Raw genomic sequence first — 24,054 nt, 5'->3', positions numbered from 1 at the left:
GAATCTGTGTGCCCGCCGGCGGAAACCTGAGGGCATGACTGAGAACTCCCGCGCCACCGTTTCACGCCGCACCGTCGTCAAGGGGTCGGTCCTGGCCGCCGCGCTGGCGTCCGTGCCCGCCGCGGCACAGGCCAGCGTGCCAGGGCAATCCCCCGCCGGCGTCGCGCTGGTCCGCAACCGCCTCACCCTGCCCAGCGGCATCGCCACCGGCGACGTCACCTCCGATTCGGCCGTGCTATGGTCCCGCGCCTCGGGTACCGGGCGGATGACCGCGGTCCTGCGCGCAGTGGACGACGGCGGCCAAATCCTCCGCGGCCGAGGCGCCTTTGAGCGTGTGTTGCGCGGGCCCCGGGCCACCCAGGCGTCCGACTTCACCGCCAAAATCCACGCCGGCAACCTGCCGTCCAACACCCGCTTCGCGTTGGAGATAAGCTTCGAGGACGACGGCGGCGCGGCCGGTGAGACGGTCCGCGGCAGCTTCCGCACGGCGCCGGACACCGGGACGGCCAACGGCAGGGGCCGCACCGGTGAGACAAGCAGCGGAGGTGAGGTCCCGGCGTCGTCCGCGCAAAGCTTTGTGTGGACCGGTGACACCGCGGGCCAGGGGTGGGGCATCAACGAGGAGATCGGCGGGATGCGCGGCTACCGGGCCATGCACCAGACCCGCCCGGACTTCTTCATCCACTCCGGCGACACCATCTACGCCGACGGACCCATCGCCGAGACCGTCACGGAAAAGGACGGCCAGGTGTGGCGGAACCTGGTGACGGAGGAGGTCTCCAAGGTTGCCGAAACACTCACCGAGTTCCGCGGACGGCACCGCTACAACTCCATGGATGCCAATATGCGGGCCATGTTCGCCGACGTCCCGGTGATCGCCCAATGGGACGACCACGAGACCCACAACAACTGGTACCCGGGCCAAATCATCGACGACTCCCGCTACACCGTGCGTGACGTCAACACCCTGGCTGCCCGCGGCCGGCAGGCGTGGCAGGAAAACATGCCCATCGCGGACAGCTCGGCCATCTGGCGGCCGGGAACGTTCGACGACGCCGGCCAGTACCAGCCCGCCCGCATCTACCGGAAGATCAGCCGTGGCCCGCAGCTGGACATCTTCTGCCTGGACATGCGCACCTTCAAGTCCCCCAATACGTTCGGCTTGGAGCCCTACGCCACCTCCATCCTGGGCCAGGAGCAGGTGGACTGGCTGATCCGCGAGGTCTCCAGGTCCAAGGCAACCTGGAAGGTGATCGCGGCGGACCTGCCGCTGGGCATCGTGGTGCCGGATGGCCCGGTGAACCAGGAAAGCCTGTCCAACCGCGACGCCGGCGCCCCCTTGGGCCGTGAGCTGGAGATCGCCGGGGTGCTGAGCGCCTTCAAGCGCAACGGCGTGAAGAACACTGTGTGGCTGACGGCCGACGTGCACTACTGCGCCGCCCACCACTACTCCCCGGAGCGGGCCGCCTTCACCGACTTCGATCCGTTCTGGGAGTTCGTGGCCGGGCCCATCGCCGCGGGCTCCTTCGGCCCCAACGCGATGGACGGCACGTTCGGGCCCGAGGTGGTGTTCTCCAAGGCCGGGCGCTTTGCCGGGGAGTCCCCGCGCGACGGCGACAACCAGTTCTTCGGGCACGTCCAGCTGGGCGAGGACAACAGCTTCACCGCCAGCCTCCGCAACGCCAATGGAGCCACGGTGTTCTCCAAGGTCCTGATGCCGGAGCGGTAGTTCCGGGTCGCCGCCCGGAACTGTTACTCCACCGGCGGCCGCGCACCCATGGTGCCCGGCCGCCGTCGTCCGTTATCTTCCGGCGCCCCCTGGGTACGCCGTTGGTAGTGTTCCTGCATTCGGCATGGCATATCGGCACGGTGAGGACGGGGTGATTCTTTTGAACGACAGTACTTCGAACGACGACGGCCTGACGGAGGCGGTCCAGGAGGCCGGGGCGGTGGAACTGCTGCTGATCCGCCATGGTGAGAGCGAAGGCAACGTTGCGGCCACCGAGGCGCGTGAGGCCGGCGTGGAGGTCATCGAGGTTCCGGCCCGCGATGCGGACGTGGACCTGTCCGCTACCGGAAGGGACCAGGCCAAGGCGCTGGGTATTGCGTTGGGCCGGATCGCTGAGGAGTTCCGCCCTGACGCCGTGGTCTCCTCCCCCTATGCCCGCGCCCGCCAGACGGCTGAGATTGCGGTGGAAACAGCCGGCTGGCCGCTTCAGGTCCGCACGGATGAGAGGCTCCGCGACCGCGAACTCGGCATCCTGGACCGGCTCACCCGGCTGGGTGTCGAGAACCGCTACCCCGAGGAATCAGAGCGCCGGGACTGGCTGGGCAAGCTGTACTACCGGCCGCCGGGAGGCGAATCCTGGGCCGACGTGGCACTGCGGCTGCGGTCCGTCCTGGCGGAATTGAACGGCCTGGGCACCGGCCAACGGGTGATGCTGGTGTGCCACGACGCCGTGATCATGCTGTTCCGGTATGTGCTGGAAGGGCTCAGCGAGAAGGAAATCCTGGACCTGGCAGCCACGGAGGCCATCCTCAATGCCTCGCTGACCCGGTTCGTCCGCCCCTCAGGCGTTGGGCCGTGGACGCTGGAGAGCTTCAATGTGGCCGACCATCTGGCGGAGCAAGGCGTCACCGTCACCGAGCACGCGGGAGACACCAGTGTCAGGCCGCGGTGACTCCTCCGGCCCCACCCTGGTGACGCCGTCGCTGCTGCGGGAGTGGCCACTGCCGGCGCCGGGGGCGGACAAGTATTCGCGCGGATCGGTGCTGGTGGTCGGTGGCGCACGGGCCACCCCCGGCGCCGCCCTGCTGGCCGGCACCGCGGCCCTGCGCGCGGGCGCCGGAAAGCTGACCCTGGCCGTTGCGGAGTCCGTGGCAGTGCAACTGGGGGTGGCAATACCCGAATGCGGTGCGATCGGGCTGCCGGAGACCGGGCAAGGATCGGTCAAGCCTGAGCTGGAGGGCATCTACTCCTATCTGGACCGGGCCGACGCCCTGCTGGTCGGGCCAGGCCTCGATGACCAGGACCTTGCCGGTGAGCTGCTGGAGGCGCTCCTCAAACGCGAGGGTGGGGGTGACGCCGGCAGCAAGGAAGGCGCCGCCGTCGTCCTCGATGCCTACGCGCTGGGTGCGCTGGTGCCGCTGGAGGACCAGCTGGACCCGTGGCGCGGCCGGCTGGTCCTCACGCCCAACCCCACCGAAGCCGGGATCCTGCTGGGACGGGACGTGGATGACCTCGAGAAGGATCTGGCCGAAATCTCCCAAAGGTTCGACGCCGTGGTCAGCTGCCAGGGGCTGATCACCCAGCCGCCCGGGCTGGCCCCGGACGAAACTGAACTGTACAAAATCACCACGGGCTACGGCGGGCTGGGCACCTCCGGCAGCGGTGACGTGCTGGCGGGCGCCATCGCCGGGCTGCGGGCCCGGGGAACCAGCGGCGCCCAGGCAGCCTGCTGGGGGACGCATCTGCACGCGGCCGCGGCAGACCGGCTGGCCAGCAGGCTGGGGCCGCTGGGGTTCCTGGCCCGTGAACTTGCCGACGAACTCCCGGCGCTGATGCTGGAACTGGGCACCTGACCCACACATGCGGATGGCCCCCGGCCGAAGCCGGGGGCCACCGTGACGGGAGGTTAGGGCCTAAGCTGCCGGTGCGCTGTCTGGCGCTGTGGCGTGCACAGAATGGCGATTCGCCCCCAAAAAGGCAGTCAACAGAGATGGCCACCTCCCGGGTCTGTGTTGAAACTAAGCGGCGATTTCCTGCTTGGCCCCCTTCGTCTCGATCTCGATCTTGCGCGGCTTGGCCTTTTCGGCCACCGGGATCCGCAGCGTCAGGACGCCGGCGTCGTAGCTGGCCTTGACGTTCTCCGTATCCAGGGTGTCTCCAAGGATCAGCTGGCGGCTGAAGACGCCGCGCGGCCGCTCAGCGGCAATCAGCTCGGTGTCCTTGCCCACAGGATCGGGACGCTCCGCCCGCACCGTCAGGACGTTCCGTTCAACATCCAGGTCCACCGAGTCCGCCGGGACACCAGGCAAATCGAAGGCCACGACGAATTCCTGGTCCTCGCGCCACGCATCCATTGGCATCGCCGCCGGGCGTGCAGTGGTTCCGAGGACTTGCTGGGTAAGCCTGTCCAGCTCGCGGAACGGATCAGTTCGCATCAACATGGCTGCCCTCCTCGTAAGAGACGGTCCAACACACTTTCCGTATCAGCCGATCTGTAGTGGCTGATATAGATTTTTTAGCACCGCAGGAAAAGGTGTTCAAGGGCTTGGACAAGGTTTTTTTGAAGATTTTCCGGACGTGTCAGGACACGGAAAAGGGGCCTTCCGCCTGTGCGGATGCACGGATGGAAGGCCCCTCTAAAGGTGTGATTCCGCCATTCAGTCCCTTGTTGGGTCCGGGCGAAGCGGCGCTGGACCCGGATCCGGGACGGGCAAGGGGACCGGGGGCGCGGGCGCAGGGAACGGGTTGGGAGACGGCGGGCCGGGCGGACGCGGCTGGGTGGGATCCGGCGACGTGGGCTCCGGACCAGGTTCAGGCGGGAACGGCTCGGGTTCGTGCACTGGCGGGATGGTCATGGAACTTCCCTTCTCACGCTGGGCGGATGTGCCTTGAACTGAACAGAATACGCCTGCGGCCCTTCGGCAACTACCCTCCCTCTCCCCGTTGCTCCATCACTTACGGTCCCAAAACGAGGTTTTGGGAGCGATAAGTGATGGAGCATCACGACGGCGGGAGGGCACCCACCAGCCGCAGCCAGGCACGCAGCTGGGCGGGGTCCGGCTCCCCGCAGCGGAAGCCGACGTAGCCGTCGGGGCGGATCGCGACGACGCCGCGGCCGGGGTGGCTGTCGAGGCGGTGGACATGCAGCAAGGAACCTCTTCCGGCCACCGCGCGCAGGGTGGGGTCTTCATCCAAGGCGCCGGGGCCGGCGTCGCGCTCCAGCAACACGTGGATGCCGGGCGCCGCGGTCAGTTCGTGAAGGCGGGCCTTCCGCCCGTCGACCGTAACCGGCGCATCCGGCAGCCGGTCACCGGGCCTCGGCCAGCCGCCGGCGCGGGGCGTGCCATCACGGGAAATGGCGCTGGTCCGGTAACGCACGAATGGTTGGGCCAGCAGCCTGATTCCTTTGGCGGTGAGCCACTGCCGGCGGAGCAGCAGCGGCAGGACCGGAGCGAACGCGGGCAGGAGGCTGCGGGCCAGGCGGGCCACCGGATGCGGCGAGGCTTCGCCGAAGAAGATGACGTGCGTCAACGCCAGCACCTGCCGGGCGGCAAGCCGCCGCTCCTGCCCGTAGGTTTCCAGCAGCTCCGGCAGCGGCCTTCCCGCCGTCGAGGCGAAGCCGAGCTTCCAGCCCAGATTGAGGCCGTCCAGGATGCCGTTGTTCATGCCCTGCCCGCCCGCCGGGGAATGGGCATGGGCGGCGTCGCCGGCAAGGAAGAGGGGATTGCTACCGAACGTACTGGCCAGGCGGTGTTGCAGCGGGACCTGGGCCGACCACCGCACGTCCCGCACGGCAGCGTCCAGTCCCGATTCCCGGAGCAGGCGGGCCACCTCCTCCGGCGGAACGGGCGGACCCAGCTGGCCGAAGCGCGCCCCGGATTTCGGCAGCGCCGGCCGGGTGGCCAGCATGCGCCACGCGGCCCCCTCACCCAGCGCAAAGAGGAAAGCCAGCCCCGCTCTTCCCACCGCCACGTGCAGCAGCCCCGGATCCAGGGGACCGTCCAGTTCCACATCCGCGAGGACCGCTTCCACCCGGTACGGGCCGCCGCGCCACTGGGCTCCAGTGAAGCTGCGGACCGTGCTGGACTGCCCATCGCAGCCGGCCAGGAACCGGGAGATGTGGTGCCCGGAATGGTCACGTTCAGCATTGTCGCCTGCCCCGTGGAGCTCCGCATGCACCATTCCAGCGCCGGATACCTCCGGCAGGGTGCTCTCCGGTCCCAGTCCGCGGAACTCCACGCCCCAGTCCACCGGCACGCCCCGGGCCTGCAGCGCCTGCCAGAGCACGTCCTCGACGTCGGCCTGCCGGACCAGAGTCAGGTGCGGAAAGGCGGTATCAGGGAGGTTTGCATGGCCCATTCGGGCTTTCACCACGTGGCGGCCCAGGTGGATGTGTGTTTCGGGCGTGGTGTCGGCGCGGTTCAGCAACTCATCGGTCACGCCCAGCGGGCGGAGCCCCTCCAGGGCCCGGGCATGCAGCATCATGGCCCGGGAAGGCCGGGCCCGGTGTTCGCGCCGGTCCACCACCCTGACCGTCGCGCCGTGCGCGAGGGCCTGGAGTGCTGTGGCGAGCCCGGCGGGACCGGCGCCCACCACTAAAACGTCAGTGTCCGCCGTCGTGCCCTGCCTGCCTGGCATTCCCGCCCGGCTTCATCCCTGCCCAACCAGGCGCCACCAGGCGTGGTCGGGGTGGCTTGGCGACTCAATCAGGGCGGGGTTGGCGAGCAGCTCATCGCGGCGCAGCCCGGGCAGGACCTTGTAGCTGATGGACCCGGGAACGCTGACCAGTTCCAGGACCCGCCAGAGGGCCGCAGCGTATTTGCGGGCGGGCCCGGCTCCGTCCCACTCATACAGGCCGCGGTAGGCGCCAAAGGTGTCGTGGGCGCACCAGAGCTTGGAGACAAAGCCGGGGAACCCGACGAAGAGCGGGGTGTTCAGCAGGCTTTCCGCCTCGAAAAAACGGTGCGCCCGGCCGCGGACCAGGCGGAGCGTGAAGGCCACCACCAGGACACAGGGCTCCCCGGGTTGCTGGTCGACGGCGGTCTCCCGGTAGACCCGCGAGGTGCTTCCGTCGGCGAAACGCAGCACCCGGCCCACGTTGCCCTTTGGGAGATGCACCCGCCTGCGGGCCAGCATGACGCAGGACGTTCCCACGCTGCGGGCCACGGCCAGCCAGGCTTTGGCCCGGGGCGCCGGTCCGGATTCGAGGTCCATGGCTTCTCCTTTTCCTTGCACCGCCCTCCCAGCGTGGCGGGAACCGCGGGCACGGTCCCAGAGTCTTTCGCCCCTTTCCGGCCTCCTCCTTCTCCCCCGGTAGCGAACGGCCTGCCGACTTGTCCGGGCTGCTCTATATATTGAATCCATGACCTCCACCTCCCTGCAGGATTCCCCCGGCACTGCCGTCCCGGCGCCCCCGGTTGCCAAGAAGATTCCCACCGAGCGCACCCACCACGGGGAGACGTTCGTGGACAACTACGAGTGGCTGCGGGACAAGGAATCGGCCGAGGTGGTGGAGCACCTGCGGGCCGAAAACGCGTACCAGGAAGCTGTTACCGCGCACCAGGAGCCGCTCCGCGAGGCCATCTTCCAGGAGATCAAGGGCCGCACCCAGGAAACCGACCTTTCCGTTCCGCACCGCAAGGACGACTGGTGGTACTTCAGCCGCTCCGCGGAGGGCAAGGAGTACGGCATCCACTGCCGGGTCAGGGCGCAGGACACCGGAGATGCCGTGGCCGACTGGACTCCGCCGGCCGTGGAAGCCGGGGTGGAGATCCCCGGCGAGGAAGTCCTGCTGGACGGCAACGTGGAAGCTGAAGGCAAGCCGTTTTTCTCTGTGGGCGGCACAGCCGTCACGGTTGACGGCACCCTGTACGCGTATGCCGTGGACAACTCCGGCGACGAGCGGTTCACGCTCCGGATCAAGGATCTTCGCACCGGCGAACTGCTGCCTGACGTCATCGAGAACATCTTCTACGGCGTGGCGTTCTCCCCGGACGGCAGCCGCCTCTTCTACACCGTGGTGGACGAGTCCTGGCGCCCGTACCAGTTGAAGGCGCACGTCCTGGGCACTCCCGTGGCGGACGATGTGGTGGTGTACCAGGAGGACGACGCCGCCATGTGGCTGGGCTTCGAGCTCTCCGCGGACCGGCGCTACCTGGTGCTGGGCATCGGGTGCTCGGAGTACAGCGAAACCCGCCTGCTGCGCTTTGACGACCCCGATCAGGCCGTCAGCACGGTGATTTCCCGGAACGAGCGCATCCTGTATGAGGCCGAGCCCTTCCTCCTGGACGGCCCCAACGGGGAAAAAGCAGAGAAGATCCTGCTCACGCACAACCACGGCGCCATCAACTCCATGGTCTCCCTGGCGGACCCGGCCGAGCTGGAAAAGCCGCTGGCGGAACAGGCCTGGCAGACCGTCGTCGAACATTCCGGTGACGTCCGGGTCAACGGTGCCGGCGTCACTGCCACGCACCTCATCGTGTCCATCCGCAAGGACACCATCGAGCGCGTCCAGGTGATGGGGCTGGCCGGGCTGGGCACGCCCGCGCAACAGGCGCCCGTGGAACCGGCGTTCGACGAGGAGCTCTACACCGCCGGGGTGGGCGGTTCTGACTACGAGGCGCCCGTGATCCGGCTGGGCTACACGTCCTACTTCACGCCGTCGCGCATCTACGACTTCGTCCTGCCCACCCCGGAGCAGCCCAGCGGCGAGCTGCTGCTCCGCAAGGAAAGCCCCGTGCTGGGCGGGTATGACGGCAGCGATTACGTGGCAACGCGGGAATGGGCCACGGCCGGTGACGGCACGCGCATCCCGCTGTCGGTCCTGCGGCACAAGGCCGTGAAACAGGATTCGACGGCGGCGGGCCTGGTCTACGGCTACGGCTCCTACGAGATGAGCATGGACCCCGGCTTCGGTATCGCACGGCTGTCCCTGCTGGACCGCGGCGTGGTGTTCGTGATCGCCCACATCCGCGGCGGCGGCGAGCTGGGCCGGCACTGGTATGAGGACGGCAAGAAGCTCACCAAGAAAAACACCTTCACCGACTTCGTGGACGCCACCGACTGGCTGGCCAACTCGGGATGGGTGGATCCCTCCCGCATCGCTGCACTGGGCGGTTCGGCCGGCGGGCTCCTGATGGGCGCGGTGGCCAATATGGCGCCGGAGAAGTACGCGGCCATCGTGGCGCAGGTGCCGTTCGTGGACCCGCTCACCAGCATCCTGGACCCCGACCTGCCGTTGTCCGCACTGGAGTGGGAGGAGTGGGGCAACCCCATCACGGACCCCCAGGCCTACGCCTACATGAAGTCCTACTCCCCCTACGAGAACGTGCGCGAGGTGGCCTACCCCAAGATTGCCGCCGTGACGTCCTTCAACGACACCCGGGTCCTCTACGTTGAGCCGGCCAAGTGGGTGCAGGAACTGCGGAACAAGACCACCGGAACTGAGCCGATCGTGATGAAGATCGAGATGGACGGCGGCCACGGCGGCGCCTCCGGCCGGTACGTGCAGTGGCGGGAACGGGCCTGGGACTACGCCTTCATCGCCGACGCCCTGGGTGCCACCGAGCTGCTGCCCGGCGCCGGCCTGAAGTAACCCATCGACTGCTCCCCACCGGCCCCCTGACCTGAAGTAACCCATCGATTGCTCCGTAACTGTCGTTTTCGGCCCGCTAAATGGCAGCTACGGAGCAATGGATGGGCGAACCGCGTACCCCGAAAAAGCTAACCATGCTTACTATTGTGGGGCACTTGTTTTCCGCAGGGACCAGAGGAGCGGGCATGTCATTGAGCAAGGGAACGCACGTGGAGTGGAACACTTCGCAGGGCAAGACGCACGGCCGGATTGTGGAAAAGAAGACCAGCGACTTCGACCTCGATGGCAATACGCATCGCGCCTCTGAGGATGAGCCGCAGTACGTGGTGGAGTCGGAGAAGACCGGCGCCCGTGCGGCCCACAAGGCATCCGCGCTGACTGAGAAGAAGTAGCGCCGTGCCTGCCCAGCATGAGGTGGTCATCATCGGCGGCGGCAATGCCGGCATTTCGCTGGCCGCCAGGTTGCAGCGCTACGGCGTCAAGGACGTGGCCGTGATCGAGCCACGGGACCACCACCTGTACCAGCCGTTGTTTTCACATATCGCAGGCGGCCGGGCCCAGGCCAAGGAAGCCATCCGGCCCCAGGACTCGGTTGTCCCCCAGGGCGTCACCTGGATCCGGGATGCGGCGGCGGGCGTGGACGCCAATGCCAACACCGTCGCCCTGGAGTCCGGGGCCTCGGTGGCCTACGGCCAGCTGGTGGTGTGCCCCGGGCTGCAGTATGACTGGGACGCAGTTCCGGGCCTGGCCGAGGCCGTCCACTCGCCCCACGGCGCCTCCCACTATGAGTTCGATCTTGCCCCCAAGGCCTGGACGCTGCTCAGCGGCATGACCTCTGGCACCGCCGTCTTCACGATGCCCGCCGGACCCATCAAGTGCGGCGGCGCAGCCCAGAAACCCATGTACCTGGCCTGCGACTACTGGCGTGAACAGGGGGTCCTGGACAAGATCCGCGTGGTGATGGTGCAGCCCTACCCCACGGTGTTCGGGGTTCCGGAAGTGGACCGGGAGCTGGACCGGAAAATCGCCGAGTACGGGATCGAACTGCGGACCAACAGCGAACTGGTGTCCGTGAGCGCCGCCGGCCGCAGGGCAACCATCCGGGACAACGCCACGAACACCACCGAGGACCTGGCCTACGACGTCCTCAATGCCGTCCCGCCGCAGTCGGCCCCGGACTGGCTCAAGGCCACGGATCTGCGGGCCAGCGGTGACGCGGGCGGGTTCGTGGAAGTGGACCGGCAGACCCTCCGGCATCTGCGCTACCCCAATGTGTGGTCCCTGGGCGACGCCGCAGGCACCACCAACTCCAAGTCGGGCGGGGCGCTGCGCAAGCAGACAAAGGTGGTGGCGAAGAACCTGGTGGCAGCCCGGAAAGGCAAGCCGCTGCCGGCGAAGTACAACGGCTACTCGGTGTGTCCGTTCACCGTGTCGCGGGACACCGTGGTTTTCGCCGAATTCGACGACCGGTACCGTCCCATGCCCACCATTCCCCGGGTGCCCACCTGGAATGAAAGCAAACTGTCCTGGGTGGTGGACCGGGACCTGTTCCCGAAAATCTACTGGAACCTGATCCTCAAGGGCCGCGCGTAAAGGCTAACGGCCGGAGCCGATGCGCCACTCATCGGCGAGGATGGCGTAGATGAGCTCGGTGACCCACTGGCCTTTGTAGTGCCACTTGTCGACGTGCCGGGCCTCCAGCCGCATGCCCAGCCGGCCGCACAGTGACGCCGACGCCACGTTGAGCTCGTCCAGCCGGGCTTCAATCCGGTGCATGCCCAGCTCCCCGAAACCGAGGTTGAGGACGGCCCCCGCGGCCTCCGTGCCGTAGCCCTTGCCGCGGGCTCCGGGCGCCAGGGTCCAGCCCACTTCGCCCTGGCCGCGCCCTGGCAGCCATTTGAGCACCACTTCACCCTGCAGCCCGGGCTTATCCGCCGCCTCGATGGCAAGGGCCACCCAGTCCCCTTCCTTATCAAAGGCAAAGTTGGCATACCGGCCTACCCGTTCCATCGACTGGGTATAGCTTTTGGCCGGTCCGGGCAGGAACCGGGCGGTCTCCGGCAACGAGTGGTAGGCGTGGAAGGCGTCCAGGTCGCCGCCGTGGAACCGGCGAAGGACCAGCCGTTCAGTGCGGATCGGCAGGCTGATGTGCGGCATGGACCGAGGCTAACCCATGGTTCATCGATTGCTCCAAAAACGTCGTTTTGCACGCCCAAAAGGACCGTTACGGAGCAGTCGATGAACCGACGACGGCGGCGGTCGCCTCCGCGATGGCACGTTCCTCATCCGTCGGGACCACCAGGACGGGAATGGCGGAGGACGGCGTGGAAATGACGCGCGGCTCCTTTGACCGCTCGGCGTTCAGGCCGGCGTCGAGCTCGATGCCCAAGGCGCCCAGCTTGTCCGCCACCAAAGCACGGAACTGGTGCGAGTTCTCGCCGATCCCGGCGGTGAACACCAGCGCCTTGGCCCCGCCGACGGCCACGTGGTAGCCACCGATGTATTTAGCCAGCCGGTAGGACGCCACCGCCAGCGCCATGGCGGCCTTCCCGTCACCGGCCTCGGAGGCTTCCACCACCGAGCGCATGTCGTTGTTGCCGGCCAGCCCCTTCAGCCCGGATTCCCGGTTGAGCATGGTGTCGATGTCCTCGGGCGTCCAGCCGGCGCGGCCAAGGAACACCAGGATGGAGGGGTCCAGGTCCCCGGAGCGGGTGCCCATGACCAGGCCCTCGAGGGGGGTGAAGCCCATGGAGGTGTCCACGGACCGTCCGCCGCGGATGGCGGTGACGGAGGCGCCGTTGCCCAGGTGGGCGATGACGCCGTCGAACTCCTCAATGGGGAGGTCCAGCAGCGCGGCGGACCGGCGCGCCACGTACTCATGCGAGGTGCCGTGGAAGCCGTAGCGGCGGATGCCGTGGTTGGTGTACAGCTCGTCCGGGACGGCGTAGCGCCAGGCGTGCTCGGGCAGGGTCCGGTGGAAGGCGGTGTCGAAAACGGCCACCTGCGGCATTGTCGGCCACTTTTTGGTGATGGCGCGGATGCCCAGGACGTTGGCGGGGTTATGCAGCGGCGCCAGCGGGTTGAGCCGTTCGATGGCGCGGGTGATCTCGTTGTCCACCAGCACGGGTTCGGCAAACCGCTCGCCGCCGTGGACCACCCGGTGTCCCACCGCGCCGAGCTCAAGATCGCCCAGTTCCCGGTGGATGGCAGCGTCCACCTGCTCCAGTGCCTCCGCGTGGTCCCGCGGACCCACGATCTCGCCGTCACCGCCGCCGCCGTTGCCCATGCCGATCTTCTCGATCAGCCCCTCGGTGAGGACCGTCCCGGCGGCCACGTCACGGACCTGGTACTTCAGGGACGACGAACCGGAGTTGATGACGAGCACGAGCATGCGGGGCCTCCTCAGCCTGGCGTCTGCAGTTCAACCCCCACTATATGTGCCGCGCCGCACGGCTGATTCCTTGCGGATCGGGCGCGGCTGTGCCTATGGTCGGCAGACAAGGCTGGACCACGCCGAGAGGACAATTCCATGACGAACGAGCCCAATTCGATCGACGAGAACGACCCCACCAACACGGGATCCAGCAGCACCGCCCCGCTTAACGCCCAGCCGGACTCCGGCAGCAAGAACGACCCCACAGGAGTGGAGGGCGCCAACCCGGCCCTGGACGACACCGGCAACCTTAAGGCCGCGGAGACCGGGGAAGCGCCCGAGGCACCCGAGAACCGGGAAGACCTGGACCTCACCCCGCAGGGCCTCTCGGATGAAGCCGCCAAGCAGGAGGACCCGGACAGCCTGGCCAAGCCGGACAACAGCTAAGGACACCAGCGCAGAAAGTACGACGCCGGCACTTTCCAAAGTGCCGGCGTCGTCCTCTTGCTGAGCCTCAACTAAGCCCGCGTCTCCTGCCGCTGCGCGGCCAGGTACGCGAACAGCCGGCGAAGGCCGAACGACCATTCCGGCAGTTCCTCGCACGGACCCACCCTGTTCACCAGGGCACCGAGGTGCCGGCTGCGGATGGTCACCAGGTCGCCGTGTTTGTGGGTGAAGCCCTGCCCCGGCACGTCGCGGTCCTGCGTTGGGGCAAACAGCGTCCCCGTGAAGAGCGCGAACCCGTCCGGGTACTGGTGGTGCTTTCCATGCGTCGCCGCCACCAGTTCCTCGAAGGGCCTGCTGATCCGGGCAACGCTGTTCCGGCCCTCCAGCAGGTAGCCGTCCGGGCCTTCCACGCGCAGCAGGATTTCCTCATCGCGCAGGGTATCCAGGGTGAAGGTGCCGTCGAAGAGCCGGATAAACGGGCCCAGCGCGCTGGAGGCGTTGTTGTCCTTGGCCTTGCCCAGCAGCAGCGCGCTCCTGCCTTCCACATCGCGCAGGTTTACGTCGTTGCCAAGGGTCGCGCCCACCACCCTGCCGGCGGAGGTGGCGATCAGGACCAGCTCCGGCTCGGGGTTGTTCCAGGACGAAAAGGCCGGGATGCCGATGCCCGCGCCCAGGCCCACCGATGACAGGACCGGGGCCTTGGTGAACACCTCCGGGTCTGGACCGATCCCCACCTCCAGGTACTGCGACCACAGGCCTTCGGCGATCAGGACACGTTTGGCCTCGGCGGCTTCCGGCGATCCCGGCCGCAGGTCGGAGATGCTTCCGCCCAGGGCGCGCCCCACCAGTTCCCGCACTTCGGCTGCACGGCCGGCATCACCGGCGCACCGCTCCTCGATGACCCGCTCGATCATGCTGTCCACGAAAGTGACGCCGCAGGCCTTGATGACCTGGAGGTCCACGGGGGCCAGCAGCCTGGTCCGGGTGCTGTCGCCGGCCAGGGAAGCGTTGACGACGGCGGCCGTTTCCCACCGTGGTTCGGCCAGGGTGGGGTCAGCGAGGGCGGAGCGGACGGCAGCAGCGGGGTCCGGCAGCTCGAGAAGCTCCGCGACGGTTCCGGCCACACGGTGCAGGTCAAAGATGCTGCCCCCGCTGACGGCGACAACGCGCGGGCCGCCGCTCTCCACATCCCAGACCCGCCCGATCAGCAGGGCCTGGTCCGCGTCCTCGGGAAGGACCCCTTGGACTTCCTGGACGTCTTCAGGGCTTATGGCGTTCACTGCTGGTCCTCCCGGGTGGTCACGGACCCGGCTGCGGGGCCGGACGGACGCTGCCAGACGCCGTCGACCCTTTGCGGCACCTGCCAGGGATTGTTGTCCCGCAGCGGTTCGGGCAGCCGCTGCGCCGGGAATGACTGGTAGGCCACGGGCCGCAGGAAGCGGCGGATCGCCGCCGTCCCCACCGACGTGGTGTTGGAGGTGGTGGCCGGGTAGGGCCCGCCGTGGTGCTGGGCGTAGCTGACGGTCACGCCGGTGGGCCAGCCGTTCCACAGGACCCTGCCGCTGATGTCCGCCAGCCTGGCGGCGAGCGTGTCCACGTCGTCCTCAACTTCGGCCTGCAGCGTGGTGGTCAGCTGCCCTTCCAGCAGCCCCGCCAGGTCCGGCAACTCGGATTCGTCAGCGTATTCGACCACCAGGCTGGCCGGGCCGAACATCTCCTGCCGGAGCAGGTCCGGGTTCTTCCGGACCTCCGTTGCAGTGGTGAGCAGGACCGTGGGGGCCGGCTCGTCGGCAAAATCACCTTCCAGCAGGACGTCCACGCCGCGGCTGCCCCGGAGCCGGGTGACGGCATCGGCGTAACCGTCGTGCAGGCGGGGGCTGAGCAGCCGGGCGGGGGTAAACCCTGACAGGGCCTGCTCCAGCTCGCGGCGGATGCCGTCAGCCTGCCCGGCGGGGACGAACAGCAGCCCGGGTTTGGTGCAGAATTGGCCCATGCCCAGGGTGAATGAGGCAGCGTAGCCGGCAAGGATTTCCGCCCGCCGGGTGGCCCAGGCCTTGCCCGTGACGAAGACGGCGTTGATGCCGCCCAGCTCACCGAAGAACGGGATGGGTTCCGGGCGGGCAGCGATCCGGTTGAGCAGGGCCCGGCCGCCGGCGGTGGAGCCGGTGAAGCCGATGGCTTTGACCAGATGGTGGTCCACGAGTGCCTCGCCGGCCTGCCGTCCGGTCACCATCGAGAAGAGGCCCGACGGCGCCCCGGCACCTTCCAGCGCACCGATCACCGTGCGCGCGGTCCGGGCAGCGAGCCGTGCATGCGCGTCATGTGCCTTGTGGACCACGGCGCAGCCCGCGGCCAGGGCCGACGCGCTGTCCCCGCCCATCAGGCTGAACGCAAAGGGGAAGTTGGAGGCGCCGAAAACGCCAACGACGCCGAGCGGAACGTTGCAGCGCCGAAGGTCAGGGCGCGGGCCCATGGGCCAGTTGGGGTCGGCGTGGTCGATGGTGGCGTCGAAGTGCTCACCCTGGCGGATTTCCGCTGCGAAGAGCCGCAGCTGGAACACGGTGCGCTTCAGTTCCCCTTCCAGCCGGGCCGCCCCAAGGTGCGTTTCCGCGACGGCGGCCTCCACCAGCCCCGCAGCATCCTGCTCCAGGCCGGCGGCAATGGCGTCCAGCCAGCCCGCGCGCCGCTGCGGGTCCGCTATCCGGGCCTGCTCGAAGGCGCGGTGGGCGTCCGTGACCGCCGCGTCAAGCTGCTCCGCGGTGGTGGGGTCGGCGAGGACGGCAGCCGTGTTCATCGGCCGGCTCCTGCTGCCGCGGCCACGGAGCCACCGGTGACGGCGGCGCGGTTGCCCACTTCCTGCCAGCCTGCGCCGCTGGGGAATTCCCAGCGGGTGCGGGAGGCGGCAAACATTTCGGCGCCGGTGCCGGGAAGTGCCGGGGCGGCATAGCGTCCGTCGATGATCCGGACGGGTTCGGCGAAGTGCTCGTGCAGGTGGTCCACGAATTCGATCATGCGGTTTTCCTGGCTGCGGGCCACCACGGCGTAGTCGAAGAAGGAGAAGTGCTGGACCAGTTCGCAGAGGCCCACTCCCCCGGCGTGCGGGCAGACGGGAACCCCGAATTTCGCCGCCAGCAGCAGGATGGCGATGTTCTCGTTGACGCCGGCCACGCGGGTGGAGTCCAGCTGGAGGACGTCGATGGCGCCGGCCTGGAGGAGCTGCTTGAAGACGATCCGGCTGGCCACGGCCTCTCCGGTGGCGACCCGCACCGGGGTGACACCCCTGCGGATTTCGGCATGGCCCAGGATGTCGTCCGTGCTGGTGGGCTCTTCAATCCAGTAGGGGTTGAATTCGGCCAGCTGGTTGACCCACTCGATGGCCTCGGACACTTCCCAGCGCTGGTTGGCGTCGATCGCGATGGGCAGGGCGCCCACGGCCTCGCGGGCCAGGGCCATGCGCCTGCGGTCATCATCGATGTCGCCGCCTACTTTGAGCTTGATCATGGAGAAGCCCTCTGCCGCGGCCTCCTTGCTCAGCCGGACCAGCTTCTCGTCGCTGTAGCCGAGCCAGCCCGGTGAGGTGGTGTAGGCCGGGAAGCCGTCTGCCTTAAGGGCGGCGATCCTTTCGGCCTTACCTTCCTGTCCGGCGCGGAGGATCTCCAGGGCTTCCTCGGGGCTGAGGGCGTCGCGGATGTGGGTGAAGTCCACCATGCTCACCAGTTCCTCGGGCGTCATCTCAGCAAGGAGGAGCCAGAGCGGCTTGTTTTCGCGGCGGGCACGGATGTCCCACAGGGCACTGACCAGCGCGCCGCACGCCATCTGGGTGACACCCTTTTCGGGTCCCAGCCAGCGGAGCTGGGAGTCGTGGACCAGGAGCCTGGAGGCGCCGCCCAGGTCGGAGATCAGCTCGTCGATGTCGCGGCCCACCAGCAGGCGCCCGTAGGCATCGATGGCCGATGTCAGGATCTCGTTGCCGCGGCCGCAGCTGAAGACAAAGCCGTGGCCCTCGTCGCCCGCATCGGTGCGGATGACCACGTAGGCGGCGGAGTAATCGGGGTCGACGTTGACCGCATCGGAACCGTCAAGTTCAAGGGATGTGGGAAAACGGACGTCCTGGGTCTTGACGGACGTAATGGAAGGCATGGATCTCAACTTTCGGATGGCAACTGTGCGGGAAGGGGAAAGATTCGATTCCTATACGAATTTCTAAAATCATATAGGACCTGTGATCCAGGTCAAGCCCCGCCTGTCATTTGCCATAGCCGCAAGGCGCGAAAAAGCCCCGGCCCCTCCAAGGACCGGGGCAGCGCCGCCGTGAGCTAGCCGGTGACAATCCGCCGCCGCGGCGGGCCGCTGTCCTCCAGGGGAGCAAGCTCACCGTCGAACGCTTTGGCAAACCTGTCGAAGGAGTTGCGGATATGGGTGGTCATGGCCGCTTCTGCCCGCTCGGGATCGCAGGCCTCGATTGCCTCCCGCACAGCGGTGTGTTCAGCCACCGTGATGGCGCCGTCCACGTCTGCAGGGTAAAGCCTGAAGGTGTGCAGGTGGCAGTGCGTCTGGGCAAAGGCATGACGGACCACGGGGTTTCCGGACGCGGCCAGGATGGCGTCGTGGAAGCGGGTGTCGTGGGCCACCAGATCCTGCCGCAGGTCCTTGCTGCTGCGCTTCATGGCGTCCCGGAAGCCGGCCAGCTCCTTTTCCAGGGTCCCGGCCGGATTGGCCAGGCGGTCCACAGCCGCCGCACGCGCCGCCCAGGGTTCCACCAGGAGCCTGAACTCGAACAGCGAGCGCAGCTCCGGCAGGTCCAGGAGCGGAGTGGTGCTGTAGCCGCGGCCGGGGTTGTACACCACCAGGTTGTCGCCCTCGAGTCGCTGCAGCACCTCGCGGACAGGAGTCTGCGAAACCCCAAGGCTCCGGGCCACGGCATCAATGTTGATGCGGGTGCCCGGGGCAATTTCGCCGTCCAGAATGGAGGCGCGCATGGCCGTGTAGACGTCCGGAACGGCAGCCTTGCCGCGCGGAAGATCTGATGGTTGACGTGGGGGCACGCAATTACCTCTTGCATTGGTTGAACGGGCTTTGATTGCTCTGGAGCTGCTGGGGGAATCATAAGCCACGCACGGCCGGTCTCTTCTTCCGCCCCTTTTCAGAAGCAACACTTGATCTGGATCACAATATCTATATGATTAACCAGATTCCTATATGATTTTGGCGCTGACATCTTCCGCGTCTCCCCCTCCCGCCCGTGCATACCGCACCCGAAGCCATGTATATGTCGAAGGAGACCGCATGACTACGCTCGGAAGTAAGACATCCACTGCCAACCCCGCCCGGCAGCCCCGACTGATGACCCGCAAACGCTGGGTCATCATCTGGCTCGCCTTCATAGGCCTCAGCATCAACTACCTGGACCGCTCCAGCCTTAGCGTCGCCCTGCCGTTCATGGGCAAGGACTTTGAACTCACCGCCACCCAACAGGGGCTGATCTTTGCGGCCTTCTTCTGGGCCTATGACTTCTTCCAGCTCGCAGCCGGCTGGTACGTGGACAAGGTGGGCCCGCGCCGCTCGTTCTCCCTGGCCGCCGTGTGGTGGTCCGTCTTCACCATGGTTACGGCAGCGGCGTCCAGCTTCTGGTCCCTGTTCGCCGCCCGCTTCCTGCTCGGCGTCGGCGAGAGCCCGGCACCCAGCACGGCGGCAAAGGTGGTGGCCACCTGGTTCCCGGTCCGCGAACGGGCCTTTGCCACCAGCATCTGGGACTCCGGTTCGCGCGTCGGAGCGGTCATCGCGCTGCCGATCGTCACCCTGATCGTCGCCTTCACCTCCTGGCACGCGGTATTCATCATCATCGGCGTCCTGGGCATCATCTGGGCCGCCGTCTGGTGGAAGTATTACCGCAGCCCGGAGGAGCACGCCGGCGCCAACGCCGCAGAAGTCACCTACATCCAGGAGGGCGGCGCCCGCGGCGCGGCAAGCGATGACGAAGGCGCGGCCAAACTCCCCTGGCGTTCGCTCTTCAAGTACCGCACCATCCTGAGCATGATGTTCGGCTTCTTCTGCCTGAACAGCGCCATCTACTTCTTCATCACGTTCTTCCCCAGCTACCTGGTCAAGGAACGCGGCTTCGACCTGCTCAAGCTGGGCTTCTTCGGCGCCATCCCCGGCATCTGCGCCGTCCTGTTCGGCTGGCTCGGGGGCTACCTTGCCGACCGCGCCGTCCGGGCCGGCTCCCCCGTCAGCAAGGTCCGCAAGACTGCCATTGCCGGCGGCCTGGCGGGCGGCTCGGTCATCATGTTTGCCGCGCTCGTTCCGGAAGCCTGGATGGCGCTGGCACTGCTGTCCGTCGCCTACTCCAGCCTCACCGTGGCAGCAACCGGCATCTGGTCACTGCCGGCGGACGTCGCGCCCAGCTCCCGCCACGTCGGCTCCATCGGCGGGCTGCAGAACTTCGCGTCCAACCTGGCCGGCATCTTCACGCCCATCCTGATCGGCGTGCTGGTTGACCAGACCGGCTCCTTCGTGGCGCCGCTGGCCGTCATCGGCGCAATCTCCCTCATTGGCGCCGCGAACTACCTGTTCGTGATTGGCAAGATCGAGCCGCTGAAGGTCCCGGCAGCCGCCTAGGTTTCCCCAGCCCTCAGCAAAGGGACGACGCCGGCACTCGCCAAAGTGCCGGCGTCGTACGTTTAAAGCGTTGCCGGAACCGGAACCGGCACCTGAGCCTGGATGGCCGTGATGGCCACCGTGTTCACGATGTCCTCCACGGTGCAGCCGCGGGAGAGGTCGTTGACCGGCTTCCGCAGCCCCTGCAGGACGGGGCCCACGGCCACGGCGCCCGAGCTCTGCTGCACCGCTTTGTACGTGTTGTTGCCGGTGTTCAGGTCCGGGAAGATGAACACCGTGGCCTGCCCGGCCACCGAGGAGCCCGGCATCTTGGACGCGGCGATCGAAGCGTCCACGGCGGCGTCGTACTGGATGGGGCCCTCAACTGCCAGGTCAGGGCGGCGCGTGCGCACCAGCTCGGTGGCCTGCCGTACCTCATCCACGGCCTCCCCCGAGCCCGAGCCGCCGGTGGAATAGGAGAGCATCGCAACCCGCGGCTCCACGCCGAACTGGGCGGCGGTCTCTGCCGAGGCCAGGGCAATGTCCGCCAGCTGCTCCACGTTGGGATCCGGGTTCACTGCGCAGTCGCCATAGACCAGCACCCGGTCCGGCATGAGCATCAGGAACACCGAGGACACGATCTTCACGCCCTCACGGGTCTTCACGAACTCCAGGGCCGGCCGGATGGTGTGGGCGGTGGTGTGGGCCGCACCGGACACCATGCCGTCCACTACACCCAGCTGGACCATCATGGTGCCGAAGTAGCTCACGTCCTGCATGATTTCCAGGGCCTTGGGCAGGTCCACGCCCTTGTGTGCCCGCAGTTCGGCGTACTTTTCGGCGAATTTCAGGCGCAGCTCGGAGGTGGCCGGGTCGATGACATTGATGCCGGACAAATCGATGCCGTTGGCGGCAGCCAGTTCCCGGATGTCGGATTCGGGGCCCAGCAGCGTCAGGTCGCAGACATCGCGGCGGTGCAGGATTTCGGCTGCACGCAGGATCCGGACGTCGGTTCCCTCCGGCAGGACCACATGGCGCCGCTGCGCCCTGGCGCGCTCGATGAGGTCGTGCAGGAACCGCAGCGGGGTCATCCGCTCAGCCCGTGGCAGGTGCAGGCGCTCCACCAGCTCGGCCTCATCCACGCGGCGGGACCAGAGCCCCAGGGCGGAGGCAACCTTGCGCCGGTGGCCGGACCAGATCTCGCTGCGGACTTCGGAGACCCGGCGGGCGGTCTGGTACGTGTCATCTTCCGTGGCGAACACCGGGAACGGCGCCTGCGCCAGGAGCGGGTAGATGTTAGCGTCCGGGGCCAGGCCGCCGGTGAGGATGAGCGCCGAGGCCACCGGGAACTCCGGCGAGAAGGAGGATGCCAGGCAGGCCACCATCACGTCCGCCCGGTCCCCCGGCACGATCACCAGGGCGCCTTCATCGAGCACGTTAAGGAAGTTGCCCACATTCATGGCGGCCACCTTGATGTCCCTGACGTCGCGTTCCATGTCCGGCGTCCCCGCGATCTGCCGCACGCCCAGCGCCAGGGCCACCTCGCCGGTGGTGGGCCGGGCGATCTCCTCCAGCTCCGGCAGGATGTACACGGGCCGGCCGGAGGCCCCCGGCTTCAGGGCAGCCGCAATGGCATCGAGGTCATCGGCGTCCGCCCGGTTGACCATGATGGCCAGGAGCGCGCATTTTTCGGCGGCAAGTTCCTTGCGGGCAACCTCGACGGCGGCAGCAGTCTCGGGAACGGTCCGTCCCTTGGCGCCCACCACGGCCACCACGGGTGTGGCGAGGTTGTTGGCGAGCCGGGCGTTGAGGTCGAATTCGACGGCGGAGTCCTGGCCCACCAGGTCGGTGCCTTCGACGATCACCACGTCGCAGTGACGGGCGATGTCCGCGAAGATCTCCACACACCTGGCGTCGATCTCCGCCCGGTTCCCCTCGGCGAGCAGCGTGCGGACCTCGTCGTAGGTCAGGCCGCCGCGGCACCGGTCATCATCCAGGGCGAAGCGGGACTTCATCAGTGCCAGCATGGGGTCATTCGCCGCGGAGGGCCCGTGGACCACCGGCTTGAAGAAGCCGATCCTGTCCGCGTGCCGGTGCAGCGTATCGGCCAGGCCCAGGGCTATCAGGGACTTGCCCGATCCCGGGGTGGTTGCGCTGACGTAGATGCCTTTTGCCATGGTCCGCCCTTTGCTGTTCTTGCTGGTGCCGGTCCCCCCATCCTTGCACTCCGAGGCCGTGCGCGGGGCGCCTGACCCAGCGTCGACTGCTCCGTAACTGCCGTTTTAGGCGCTGAAAACGGCAGATACGCAGCAATCGATGAAGGGGCGGCCCAGCCGCGCAAGGTGCGTCCCGGCGTCGTGCCTTATCCCGCCTCCTCTTGACACCGGACCCCCTCATGGGATTACCTAATGAACATTCGGTAAATAAAGCTGGAGGCAATGACGCATGGCTGAAGCAACACTTTCCGGGGCCACCCACCCCATCCTGGAAAACGACTACGCCTCCGAATGGATGGGAATCGAGGTCCTCGCCCTCAGCGACGGGCACGCCACCATCCGGATGACCCTCCGGCAGGAAATGCTCAACGGATTCGGCATGGCCCACGGCGGAATGATCTTCGCGTTCGGGGACACCGCCTTCGCCCTCGCGTGCAACCCCATCCACCCTGCACCCGGCGAGGAAGGCACCATTACCGTGGCCTCCGGCGTCGACATCAACTTCCTCAAGCCCGCCTTCCGCGGCCAGGTGTTGACCGCCGTCGCCGACCGCCGCTCCAGTGCCGGGCGCAGCGGCCTGTACGACATCCAGATCTTCGCCGCCGACGCCGCCGCGCCGGCCGCCGAGACCCAACCCAGTTCCCCGGGCGAGCTCATCGCCGAGTTCCGCGGACGCAGCCGCACCATCCCCAAGAAGTAGGAAAACCATGACCCTGCATGCCCCCGAAACCGCACCCACCGGCACCGACGCCGTCCTGGACCGCGAGGAAACCATCTCCCGGGATGAGCTCGAAGCCCTCCAGCTCAGCCGCCTGCAGCACACCGTGGCCTATGCGTATGACCGCGTGCCGCTGTACAAGCGCAAGTTCGACGACGCCGGGATCCACCCCAACGACCTTCGCGAACTCAGCGACCTGGGGAACTTCCCCTTCACCACCAAGGACGACCTGCGCGAGGAATACCCGTTCGGCATGTTCGCCGTCCCACAGGCCGAAGTAGCCCGCGTGCACGCCAGCTCGGGCACCACGGGCCGGCCCACCGTCGTCGGATACACCAAGCAGGATCTGGCGGACTGGGCCAAGCTGGTGGCCCGCAGCCTGCGCGCGTCCGGCGTCCGCCCGGGCATGAAGGTCCACAACGCCTACGGTTACGGCCTCTTCACCGGCGGCCTGGGTGCGCACGCCGGAGCCGAAGCCCTGGGCTGCACCGTCATCCCCATCTCCGGAGGCCAGACCGAACGCCAGATCCAGCTGATCCAGGACTTCAAGCCCGACGCCATCCTGGCCACCCCCACCTACCTGCTGACCATCGCGGACGCCATGGCCCACATGGGGATCGACCCCGCCTCCACCTCCCTCAAGTACGCAGTGCTGGGCGCCGAACCGTGGACTGAGGAGATGCGGCACGAGCTCGAGGTCACCATGAACATCAAGGCGTGCGACATCTACGGCCTGTCCGAAGTGATGGGCCCGGGCGTCGCCGGCGAAGCCGTGGAGACCCAGGACGGCAGCCACATCTGGGAGGACCACTTCCGCCCCGAAATCATCGACGCGTTCAACCCGGTGGTTGGCAAGGAAAACGTCCTGCGGGACGGCGAGCACGGCGAACTCGTGTTCACGTCGCTCACCAAGGAAGCCCTCCCCATCATCCGCTACCGCACCAAGGACCTCACCCGCCTGCTCCCCGGCACGGCCCGCCCCTCGCACCGCCGGATGGGCCGCATCACCGGCCGCAGCGATGACATGATCATCCTCCGCGGCGTCAACGTCTTTCCGTCCCAGATCGAGGAAATCGCTTTGCGGATCCCCGAGCTCAGCCCGCACTTCCAGCTCGAACTGACCCGCCCCGAGGGCCAGCGGATGGACCAGATGACGGTCAAGATCGAGCGCCGGGACGCGGTGAGTGTTGAGCAGGGCACGACGGCGGCACGCACCTTGAAGGAGCAGATCAAGATCCACGTGGGTTCTTCGTGCACCGTGAACGTCGTGGAACCGGGTTCGCTCGAGCGGTCCAACGGCAAGCTGCGCCGGATTTACGACCTGCGTCCCAAGGGGTAGCCGGCCCTGCGCCGACTGACCGACCGTTCATGAGAAACTAG

At 67.5% G+C, this 24,054-nt stretch carries 20 protein-coding genes; 10 read left to right on the top strand and 10 right to left on the bottom strand.

Annotated features, from left to right (window positions below):
* The first annotated feature begins 34 nt into the window (after positions 1–34).
* The 3 genes from ASG86_RS00870 to ASG86_RS00860 all read left to right on the top strand — a co-directional run bounded on the left by ASG86_RS00870 (position 35) and on the right by ASG86_RS00860 (position 3,582).
* Entirely contained in the window at positions 35–1,729 is a 1,695-nt protein-coding gene (locus tag ASG86_RS00870) for an alkaline phosphatase D family protein (RefSeq protein WP_056328912.1), read from the top strand.
* 124 nt (positions 1,730–1,853) lie between these two features.
* A complete protein-coding gene (locus tag ASG86_RS00865; RefSeq protein WP_056328909.1) occupies positions 1,854–2,681 on the top strand; it encodes a histidine phosphatase family protein in 828 nt (275 codons plus the stop codon).
* Positions 2,665–3,582, top strand: a complete 918-nt coding sequence (locus ASG86_RS00860; RefSeq protein WP_200946081.1) for an NAD(P)H-hydrate dehydratase — start codon at positions 2,665–2,667, stop codon at positions 3,580–3,582. The genes ASG86_RS00865 and ASG86_RS00860 overlap by 17 nt, the downstream gene beginning before the upstream one ends.
* Positions 3,583–3,747: 165 nt before the next feature.
* On the opposite strand, the gene ASG86_RS00855 is transcribed toward ASG86_RS00860, so the two are convergent.
* From ASG86_RS00855 to ASG86_RS00845, 3 genes are all read right to left on the bottom strand, one after another.
* Complete coding sequence (locus ASG86_RS00855) at positions 3,748–4,170, bottom strand: Hsp20/alpha crystallin family protein (RefSeq protein WP_056328906.1); 423 nt, start codon at positions 4,168–4,170, stop codon at positions 3,748–3,750.
* 559 nt (positions 4,171–4,729) lie between these two features.
* Complete coding sequence (locus tag ASG86_RS00850; protein ID WP_056328903.1) at positions 4,730–6,367, bottom strand: FAD-dependent monooxygenase; 1,638 nt, start codon at positions 6,365–6,367, stop codon at positions 4,730–4,732.
* Between the two features lie 12 nt (positions 6,368–6,379).
* Positions 6,380–6,943, bottom strand: a complete 564-nt coding sequence (locus ASG86_RS00845) for a hypothetical protein (protein ID WP_056328899.1) — start codon at positions 6,941–6,943, stop codon at positions 6,380–6,382.
* Positions 6,944–7,091: 148 nt separating this feature from the next.
* Here ASG86_RS00845 and ASG86_RS00840 point away from each other — a divergent pair, with 148 nt between their 5' ends.
* The 3 genes from ASG86_RS00840 (at position 7,092) to ASG86_RS00830 (ending at position 10,916) form a co-directional block, all read left to right on the top strand.
* Positions 7,092–9,323, top strand: coding sequence for a S9 family peptidase (locus ASG86_RS00840; RefSeq protein WP_056328897.1), 2,232 nt, complete (start codon positions 7,092–7,094; stop codon positions 9,321–9,323).
* 185 nt (positions 9,324–9,508) lie between these two features.
* Positions 9,509–9,715: a DUF2945 domain-containing protein gene (locus ASG86_RS00835; protein WP_056328894.1), complete on the top strand. Its 207-nt coding sequence runs from the start codon at positions 9,509–9,511 to the stop codon at positions 9,713–9,715.
* A 4-nt stretch (positions 9,716–9,719) separates the two neighbouring features.
* Positions 9,720–10,916, top strand: coding sequence for an NAD(P)/FAD-dependent oxidoreductase (locus tag ASG86_RS00830; protein ID WP_056328891.1), 1,197 nt, complete (start codon positions 9,720–9,722; stop codon positions 10,914–10,916).
* Between the two features lie 3 nt (positions 10,917–10,919).
* Here ASG86_RS00830 and ASG86_RS00825 read toward each other — a convergent pair whose 3' ends face one another.
* Both ASG86_RS00825 and ASG86_RS00820 read right to left on the bottom strand, forming a co-directional pair.
* A complete protein-coding gene (locus ASG86_RS00825) occupies positions 10,920–11,480 on the bottom strand; it encodes a GNAT family N-acetyltransferase (protein WP_056328888.1) in 561 nt (186 codons plus the stop codon).
* 67 nt (positions 11,481–11,547) lie between these two features.
* Positions 11,548–12,714 (bottom strand): acetate kinase, encoded by a 1,167-nt coding sequence (locus ASG86_RS00820; protein WP_056328886.1) that lies wholly within the window; start codon positions 12,712–12,714, stop codon positions 11,548–11,550.
* 138 nt (positions 12,715–12,852) lie between these two features.
* Between ASG86_RS00820 and ASG86_RS00815 the strand changes: the two genes are divergently transcribed.
* Entirely contained in the window at positions 12,853–13,143 is a 291-nt protein-coding gene (locus tag ASG86_RS00815; RefSeq protein WP_056328883.1) for a hypothetical protein, read from the top strand.
* A 71-nt stretch (positions 13,144–13,214) separates the two neighbouring features.
* Here ASG86_RS00815 and ASG86_RS00810 read toward each other — a convergent pair whose 3' ends face one another.
* From ASG86_RS00810 to ASG86_RS00795, 4 genes are all read right to left on the bottom strand, one after another.
* Positions 13,215–14,423 carry a fumarylacetoacetate hydrolase family protein gene (locus tag ASG86_RS00810; RefSeq protein ID WP_056328881.1) on the bottom strand — a complete coding sequence of 403 codons (1,209 nt, stop codon included), beginning with the start codon at positions 14,421–14,423 and terminating at the stop codon, positions 13,215–13,217.
* Positions 14,420–15,937 carry an aldehyde dehydrogenase (NADP(+)) gene (locus ASG86_RS00805; RefSeq protein WP_056328879.1) on the bottom strand — a complete coding sequence of 506 codons (1,518 nt, stop codon included), beginning with the start codon at positions 15,935–15,937 and terminating at the stop codon, positions 14,420–14,422. Before ASG86_RS00805 ends, ASG86_RS00810 begins: the two co-directional genes overlap by 4 nt.
* Complete coding sequence (locus ASG86_RS00800) at positions 15,934–17,283, bottom strand: L-fuconate dehydratase (protein ID WP_056328876.1); 1,350 nt, start codon at positions 17,281–17,283, stop codon at positions 15,934–15,936. The genes ASG86_RS00805 and ASG86_RS00800 overlap by 4 nt, the downstream gene beginning before the upstream one ends.
* A gap of 176 nt (positions 17,284–17,459) precedes the next feature.
* A complete protein-coding gene (locus ASG86_RS00795) occupies positions 17,460–18,188 on the bottom strand; it encodes a GntR family transcriptional regulator (RefSeq protein ID WP_268760547.1) in 729 nt (242 codons plus the stop codon).
* Between the two features lie 241 nt (positions 18,189–18,429).
* Between ASG86_RS00795 and ASG86_RS00790 the strand changes: the two genes are divergently transcribed.
* Positions 18,430–19,761, top strand: a complete 1,332-nt coding sequence (locus ASG86_RS00790; RefSeq protein WP_056328870.1) for an MFS transporter — start codon at positions 18,430–18,432, stop codon at positions 19,759–19,761.
* Between the two features lie 62 nt (positions 19,762–19,823).
* Here the strand turns inward: ASG86_RS00790 and pta are convergent, their stop codons facing one another.
* Positions 19,824–21,917 (bottom strand): phosphate acetyltransferase, encoded by a 2,094-nt coding sequence (gene pta, locus ASG86_RS00785; RefSeq protein ID WP_056328867.1) that lies wholly within the window; start codon positions 21,915–21,917, stop codon positions 19,824–19,826.
* 268 nt (positions 21,918–22,185) lie between these two features.
* On the opposite strand from pta, the gene ASG86_RS00780 reads away from it, so the two are divergent.
* Positions 22,186–22,656 (top strand): hotdog fold thioesterase, encoded by a 471-nt coding sequence (locus ASG86_RS00780; protein ID WP_056328864.1) that lies wholly within the window; start codon positions 22,186–22,188, stop codon positions 22,654–22,656.
* Between the two features lie 7 nt (positions 22,657–22,663).
* Positions 22,664–24,013 (top strand): phenylacetate--CoA ligase PaaK, encoded by a 1,350-nt coding sequence (gene paaK / locus ASG86_RS00775; RefSeq protein WP_056328861.1) that lies wholly within the window; start codon positions 22,664–22,666, stop codon positions 24,011–24,013.
* Positions 24,014–24,054: the final 41 nt, after the last annotated feature.

The organism is Arthrobacter sp. Soil764 (assembly GCF_001428075.1).
Classification (GTDB): Bacteria; Actinomycetota; Actinomycetes; order Actinomycetales; family Micrococcaceae; genus Arthrobacter.
Note: the sequence above shows the minus strand (reverse complement) of the source record. Positions and strands in the feature narration are given on the sequence as shown.

Bases quoted from the DNA above. Each gene is read 5' to 3' on its own strand.
- ASG86_RS00870 (WP_056328912.1), top strand. From the start codon at position 35: ATGACTGAGAACTCCCGCGCCACCGTTTCACGCCGCACCGTCGTCAAG.
- ASG86_RS00865 (WP_056328909.1), top strand. From the start codon at position 1,854: ATGGCATATCGGCACGGTGAGGACGGGGTGATTCTTTTGAACGACAGT.
- ASG86_RS00855 (WP_056328906.1), bottom strand. From the start codon at position 4,170: ATGTTGATGCGAACTGATCCGTTCCGCGAGCTGGACAGGCTTACCCAG.
- ASG86_RS00850 (WP_056328903.1), bottom strand. From the start codon at position 6,367: ATGCCAGGCAGGCAGGGCACGACGGCGGACACTGACGTTTTAGTGGTG.
- ASG86_RS00845 (WP_056328899.1), bottom strand. From the start codon at position 6,943: ATGGACCTCGAATCCGGACCGGCGCCCCGGGCCAAAGCCTGGCTGGCC.
- ASG86_RS00840 (WP_056328897.1), top strand. From the start codon at position 7,092: ATGACCTCCACCTCCCTGCAGGATTCCCCCGGCACTGCCGTCCCGGCG.
- ASG86_RS00835 (WP_056328894.1), top strand. From the start codon at position 9,509: ATGTCATTGAGCAAGGGAACGCACGTGGAGTGGAACACTTCGCAGGGC.
- ASG86_RS00825 (WP_056328888.1), bottom strand. From the start codon at position 11,480: ATGCCGCACATCAGCCTGCCGATCCGCACTGAACGGCTGGTCCTTCGC.
- ASG86_RS00820 (WP_056328886.1), bottom strand. From the start codon at position 12,714: ATGCTCGTGCTCGTCATCAACTCCGGTTCGTCGTCCCTGAAGTACCAG.
- ASG86_RS00815 (WP_056328883.1), top strand. From the start codon at position 12,853: ATGACGAACGAGCCCAATTCGATCGACGAGAACGACCCCACCAACACG.
- ASG86_RS00805 (WP_056328879.1), bottom strand. From the start codon at position 15,937: ATGAACACGGCTGCCGTCCTCGCCGACCCCACCACCGCGGAGCAGCTT.
- ASG86_RS00800 (WP_056328876.1), bottom strand. From the start codon at position 17,283: ATGCCTTCCATTACGTCCGTCAAGACCCAGGACGTCCGTTTTCCCACA.
- ASG86_RS00790 (WP_056328870.1), top strand. From the start codon at position 18,430: ATGACTACGCTCGGAAGTAAGACATCCACTGCCAACCCCGCCCGGCAG.
- pta (WP_056328867.1), bottom strand. From the start codon at position 21,917: ATGGCAAAAGGCATCTACGTCAGCGCAACCACCCCGGGATCGGGCAAG.
- ASG86_RS00780 (WP_056328864.1), top strand. From the start codon at position 22,186: ATGGCTGAAGCAACACTTTCCGGGGCCACCCACCCCATCCTGGAAAAC.
- paaK (WP_056328861.1), top strand. From the start codon at position 22,664: ATGACCCTGCATGCCCCCGAAACCGCACCCACCGGCACCGACGCCGTC.